This is a genomic window from Mesorhizobium sp. M5C.F.Ca.IN.020.29.1.1, assembly GCF_003997375.1.
In the GTDB taxonomy this organism is placed as follows: Bacteria; Pseudomonadota; Alphaproteobacteria; order Rhizobiales; family Rhizobiaceae; genus Mesorhizobium; species Mesorhizobium wenxiniae.
Genome location: NZ_RZSW01000435.1, coordinates 1 through 5,386 on the forward strand (window position 1 = coordinate 1; position 5,386 = coordinate 5,386).

At 62.2% G+C, this 5,386-nt stretch carries 8 protein-coding genes; 3 read left to right on the top strand and 5 right to left on the bottom strand.

All coding sequences use genetic code 11. The features are described from left to right. From EOA85_RS26330 to EOA85_RS26340, 3 genes are all read left to right on the top strand, one after another. A partial coding sequence (locus tag EOA85_RS26330) for an NADH:ubiquinone oxidoreductase subunit NDUFA12 (protein ID WP_127211721.1) occupies window positions 1–334 on the top strand: 334 nt, incomplete at its 5' end. A 126-nt stretch (window positions 335–460) separates the two neighbouring features. Next, a complete protein-coding gene (locus EOA85_RS26335) occupies window positions 461–967 on the top strand; it encodes a DUF2155 domain-containing protein (RefSeq protein WP_164759885.1) in 507 nt (168 codons plus the stop codon). Window positions 968–1,071: 104 nt separating this feature from the next. Continuing rightward, window positions 1,072–1,440 (top strand): hypothetical protein, encoded by a 369-nt coding sequence (locus tag EOA85_RS26340; protein ID WP_127211722.1) that lies wholly within the window; start codon window positions 1,072–1,074, stop codon window positions 1,438–1,440. A gap of 12 nt (window positions 1,441–1,452) precedes the next feature. Here the strand turns inward: EOA85_RS26340 and aat are convergent, their stop codons facing one another. From aat to EOA85_RS26365, 5 genes are all read right to left on the bottom strand, one after another. Beyond that, the gene (gene aat / locus EOA85_RS26345) at window positions 1,453–2,070 is read right to left on the bottom strand and encodes a leucyl/phenylalanyl-tRNA--protein transferase (RefSeq protein WP_127211723.1); all 618 of its coding nucleotides are present in this window, start codon (window positions 2,068–2,070) and stop codon (window positions 1,453–1,455) included. A 29-nt stretch (window positions 2,071–2,099) separates the two neighbouring features. Further along, window positions 2,100–3,443 (bottom strand): acetyl-CoA carboxylase biotin carboxylase subunit, encoded by a 1,344-nt coding sequence (gene accC / locus EOA85_RS26350; RefSeq protein ID WP_127211724.1) that lies wholly within the window; start codon window positions 3,441–3,443, stop codon window positions 2,100–2,102. A gap of 19 nt (window positions 3,444–3,462) precedes the next feature. Continuing rightward, entirely contained in the window at window positions 3,463–3,921 is a 459-nt protein-coding gene (accB, locus tag EOA85_RS26355; protein ID WP_095492057.1) for an acetyl-CoA carboxylase biotin carboxyl carrier protein, read from the bottom strand. A 26-nt stretch (window positions 3,922–3,947) separates the two neighbouring features. Then, a complete protein-coding gene (gene aroQ, locus EOA85_RS26360; protein WP_031254564.1) occupies window positions 3,948–4,382 on the bottom strand; it encodes a type II 3-dehydroquinate dehydratase in 435 nt (144 codons plus the stop codon). A gap of 306 nt (window positions 4,383–4,688) precedes the next feature. After that, the coding region (locus EOA85_RS26365; protein WP_164759886.1) for a DsbA family protein at window positions 4,689–5,386 on the bottom strand (698 nt) is incomplete at its 5' end.

Sequence of the window (5,386 nt, forward strand, 5' to 3'; positions counted from 1 at the left end):
CACCTGGCGGCATGGCAAGAAAGTCGGGCAGGACGAGGCTGGCAACGTCTACTACGAGGGTGGTGTCGATTCGGAAGGCCGCACCCGCCGCTGGGTCATCTATCGAGACTATGCGGAAGCCTCGATGATTCCGCCCGGCTGGCATGGCTGGATGCATCACCGCGTCGATATCGCGCCGCCGAGCGACAATTACAAGCCACGCGACTGGCAGAAGCCGCATCAGCCGAACCTCACCGGAAGTGCCGCCGCCTATCGCCCCAAGGGCTCTGTGCTCACCAACCAGCACCGCCCGCAGGTAACGGGCGATTACGACGCCTGGACGCCGGGTTCGTAACCGCTCGTCGCGGCGGATCGGGTCCTTTATCGCCACAATTGGTGTTTAGCTGCTTGCCGATCTGACAGCAGCGACTAGCCTTGGGCGCGACAGAATCACCCCGGGCGCAAACCACCGGACCCTTGCATGAGCATTTTCAGCCGAATCTCGATGGGCGGACTGACGGTGGCCGCCGCCGCTTTTGCGGCTTTTAGCATGGTCGCCGCACAGACGCTTGAGGCGCCAGTGGACCCGGAGGCGCCGGTGGAACCGGAGGCGACAGTGGCGCCGGCGGCACCTGCGGCACCAGAACGCATCACCAATCCCGTCGCCGAATTCGCCGGCATCGACAAAATCACCGGCCGCATCATCACCTTCGATGTTTATATCGACGAGACGGTGCAGTTCGGTGCCTTGCAGGTGACGCCGCGCATCTGCTATTCGCGGCCGCAAACCGAAGAGCCAAAGACCGATTCCTTTGTCGAGGTCGACGAGATCACGCTGGATCGCAAGATCCGCCGCATCTTCACCGGCTGGATGTTTGCCGAAAGCCCCGGCCTCAACGCCGTCGAGCACGCGGTCTACGATGTCTGGCTGAAGGGCTGCAAGCAGAAGTCGGAGGTGCCGGCACCCGACGCTGCTAAATCCAATTAGAGCGCCAGGCACGCGGGATCTCCTGTTCGGGATCACATACTGAGCTACCGGAACCGCCTTATTCTCCGTGCGTTGGTCATGGCTGGCGGTACGGAGATGTTCCCATGATGGCCAACAAGGACGAACTCCTCGATCTCGAAAGAGGGTTCTGGACCGGCGACGCTGCCTATTTCAAAGCCAATGCCGACACCGAATGCCTGGTGGCTTTCCCACAGATGGCGCAAACGATGAGTAACGCCGATCTGGCCGAAACCGCGACGGATCCGAACCGCTGGCGCGATCTCGATATCGAGCTCAAGGGCATCATCGAGCCGGGCAGCGACATCGTTGTGCTGACCTATGAGGCCCATGCCACTCGCGAGAATGGCGAGCCTTATGCGGCGCTGGTCAGCACCGGCTATGTCCATCGCGTCAATGGCTGGAAGATGATGTTCCACGCGCAGACGCCGCTGGAAGTTGCGACGAAAGACTGATTGGACGGTTCGTCAGGGAAAGAAGACCGCTTCGCCCTTCAGCGCGTCAGCCAGCATCTTTTCATACTTGCCCCTCGGCACGTCGATCGCGCCGAAACGTTTGAGGTGCTCGGTGGTGAACTGCGTGTCGAGCAGCGCAAAGCGCCTTTCCTTCAGGCGTTCAACCAGATGCACCAGGCAGATCTTCGACGCGTCCGTTTCCCGGGCGAACATGCTCTCGCCGAAGAATACCCGGCCGAGCGACACGCCGTAGAGGCCGCCGACCAGCCGACCCTCGCGCCAGGCTTCAACCGAATGGCAATGGCCCATCCGGTGAAGTTCGACATAAGCCTCGCGGATCGGCGCGTTGATCCAGGTCGACCGGCGTTCTTCGCGCCGCTCGGCGCAGCCGTCGATGGTCGCCTCGAAGTCGAAATCGAAACGGATGTCGAACAGGTTTTTCCGGATCGCCTTCCTCAGGCTTTTAGGCGTGTGAAAGCCATCGAGCGGGATGATGCCGCGCGTCTCCGGCCGCACCCAGAACACTTCGGGATCGGTGGCGCTTTCGGCCATCGGAAAGACGCCCGAGGCGTAGGCCTTGAGCAACAGGTCGGTCGGGATGCGATAGCCTGGCGCGTAGGGACGGGTCATCGCGACATTATATTCTATAAGTTCACGACCTAATCCTCTTTGGCCAGATATTTTTCCAGCCAGTGGATGTCATACTCGCCATTGGCGATATCGGGATTACCGACGAGATCGCGAAACAGCGGCAGCGTCGTCTTGATGCCGTCGACGACGAATTCGTCGAGCGCCCGCCGCAGCCGCATCATGCATTCGACACGGTTGCGGCCGTGCACGATCAGCTTGCCGATCAGGCTGTCGTAGTAGGGCGGGATCTTGTAGCCGGAATAGACGCCGGAATCGACACGGATGCCGAGGCCGCCCGGCGTGTGGAAGTGGGTGATCGTGCCGGGCGAGGGAGTGAAGGTGCGCGGATCCTCGGCATTGATGCGGCATTCGATGGCATGGCCCTGAAAGCGGATCTCTTCCTGGCGCACCGAAAGCCCGCCGCCCGAGGCGACGCGGATCTGCTCATGCACGAGGTCGATACCGGCGATCGCCTCCGTCACCGGATGCTCGACCTGCAGGCGCGTGTTCATCTCGATGAAATAGAACTCGCCGTTCTCATAGAGGAACTCGATGGTGCCGGCACCGGAGTAGCCGAGATCGGCGATCGCCCTCGCACAGACGCCGCCGATATGCGCGCGCTCCTCGGCATTGAGCGCCGGCGAGGGCGCCTCTTCCCAGACCTTCTGGTGACGGCGCTGCAGCGAACAGTCGCGTTCGCCGAAATGCACGCCGCGGCCGGCACCGTCGCCGAACACCTGGACCTCGATGTGGCGCGGCTTTTCGAGATACTTCTCGATATAGACGGCGTCGTCGCCAAAAGCGGCCCCGGCTTCCGAGCGCGCCGTCTGCAACGCGACCACAAGATCGGCTTCGCTGCGCGCCACCTTCATGCCGCGTCCGCCGCCGCCGGCCGACGCCTTGATGATCACGGGATAGCCGATCTCGGCGGCGATGCGTTTGGCGTCCTTTTCCTCGGTGACCGCGCCGTCGGAGCCGGGCACCACCGGGATGCCAAGACGCTTTGCAGTGCGCTTGGCCTCGATCTTGTCGCCCATGATGCGGATGTGATCGCCGGACGGACCGATGAAGGTGATGTTGTGCGCAGCGAGGATATCGGCGAATTTGGCATTCTCCGACAGGAATCCGTAGCCCGGATGCACCGCGTCGGCGCCGGTGATCTCGCAGGCCGCGACGATCTGGTGGATGTTGAGATAGCTGTCGCGCGACGGCGGCGGGCCGATGCAGACGCTCTCGTCGGCAAGCCGCACATGCATGGCGTCGGCGTCGGCGGTCGAATGCACCACCACCGTCTGGATGCCGAGCTCCTTGCAGGCGCGCAGCACCCTCAGAGCGATTTCGCCGCGATTGGCGATGAGGATTTTCTGGAACATCTTTCGGCTGTTCCCGGCTCTACTCGATCACGACGAGCGGCATGCCGTATTCGACTGGCTGCGCATCCTCGAACAGGATCGCCGTCACCGTGCCCGCACGAGGCGAGGGGATCTGGTTCATCGTCTTCATCGCCTCGATGATCAGCAGCGTCTGGCCTTCCTTCACCTGCTGGCCGACTTCGATGAACGCCTTGGCGTCGGGCGACGGCGCCAGGTAGGCGGTGCCGACCATGGGCGAGGCCACCGCATTCTTGGACACGTCGGCCGCTGCCGGCGCGGCTGCGGCCGATGGCTGCGCTGCCGGCGGCGCATAGGCGGGCTGCGGTGCGGCGACCGCATGGACGGCCGGCGCCTGTCGCGACACGCGCACCTTCAAGTCGCCCAGCTCGACCTCGATCTCGGTGAGGTTGGTGTCGTTCAGTATGCCCGCCAGATCGCGGATAAGCTGCTGGTCAACACCATTCTTCTTTATCGACATTTTCGAGCCTTCTGTTTGTTGGCCGGTCATAGCCGTGCGGCCAGCGCCTGCAGCGCCAGTGTGTAGCCGAGCGGCCCGAACCCGCAGATCACGCCGACGGCGACCGGCGAGACCATGGAGACGTGGCGGAATGATTCCCGCGCATGGATGTTGGAAAGATGAACTTCGGCGACGGGCAATGGGGCGACTGAGCGGATGGCGTCGTGAATGGCGATCGAGGTGTGGCTGTAGGCGCCCGGATTGATGACGATGCCAACAGCCTTGTCGGCGGCTTCCTGTATCCAGTCGACGAGGTCGCCCTCATGGTTCGACTGACGGAAATCGATCTCGAGCCCAAGCGCCGCACCTGCCTGCTTGCAATCGTCGGCGATCGCGGCAAGCGTCTTGCCGCCATAGATGCCCGGCTCGCGCTTGCCGAGCGCGTTGAGGTTGGGACCGTTCAGGACGAAAACCGTTTTCAAAATGCCGACCTTTCCCAGTGTGATTTTGAATCCGAAATTCGCAATACCTTGCAGCAGCGCTTTGAACGAATTTCGGATTCAAAGCCACACTGGCAATTTATACATTTCTGATGTGGTGGATTTGAAGTTCCTGAACGCTGATGCCACCAAAGCAGCAGGAACTTCAAATCCACCACATCAGCGCCGGCATCAGTCGGCGCGCCGGTCCTCTATAATGGGCTTAGACGCCTGCGAAAAGAGCGCAAGTAGGTTCTTTCGCTGTCCACAACAGGCGGAAAATGGCTTGCGCCGAAAGCCAGCGGGCGATCAGAGTGCGGCCTTGGCCGCCTCGATCTTCTCCGCCAGCACTTTCTGGCCGAGCGCCCCGAACACCACCTCGTTGCCGACCACATAGGAAGGCGTTCCGGTGATGGCCAGCTTGTTGGCAAGGTCATAGGTCTCGGAGAGGGCCTCGGCGATCGACGGGTCCTTCATCTTCTCGCGCAGCGTCGGTTCGTCGGCGCCGAGCGAAAGCGCTACCTTGATGGCCGCCGCTTCGGTGGCGCGTCCCTGGGCGCCGAGCAGCGCGTTGTGGAACTCGCCGTATTTCTCCGGCATCATCAGGTGGAAGGCCATCGAGACGACGCTCGCCTTCTGCGAATCCGGGCCGAGGATCGGGAACTCCTTGAGCACGAAGCGCAGGTCCGAATCGGCTGTCGTCAGCGTCTGCATGTCCTCCATGGCGCGTTTGCAGTAGCCGCAATTGTAATCGTAGAACTCGACGATGGTGACCTTGCCGTTCGGATTGCCGACGACGCCGTCGAAGGCCGAGTTGAAGATTTGGTCCTTGGCATTTTTGATGATGGCGAGACTGGCGACGCGCTGCGCCTCCTTCTGCTTGGCCTCGAGCGCTTCCTGAGCCTCCAGCAGCACTTCCGGGTTCTTCAGGAGATAGTCGCGGATGATGCCTTCGACTTCGGCCCGGTCGATCTTGGTGTCGGCGGGCGCCGCCTGGGCGATCTGCA

Excerpts from the sequence above, each read along its gene's own strand:
- EOA85_RS26335 (WP_164759885.1), top strand. The coding sequence starts at position 461 with ATGAGCATTTTCAGCCGAATCTCGATGGGCGGACTGACGGTGGCCGCC.
- EOA85_RS26340 (WP_127211722.1), top strand. The coding sequence starts at position 1,072 with ATGATGGCCAACAAGGACGAACTCCTCGATCTCGAAAGAGGGTTCTGG.
- aat (WP_127211723.1), bottom strand. The coding sequence starts at position 2,070 with ATGACCCGTCCCTACGCGCCAGGCTATCGCATCCCGACCGACCTGTTG.
- accC (WP_127211724.1), bottom strand. The coding sequence starts at position 3,443 with ATGTTCCAGAAAATCCTCATCGCCAATCGCGGCGAAATCGCTCTGAGG.
- accB (WP_095492057.1), bottom strand. The coding sequence starts at position 3,921 with ATGTCGATAAAGAAGAATGGTGTTGACCAGCAGCTTATCCGCGATCTG.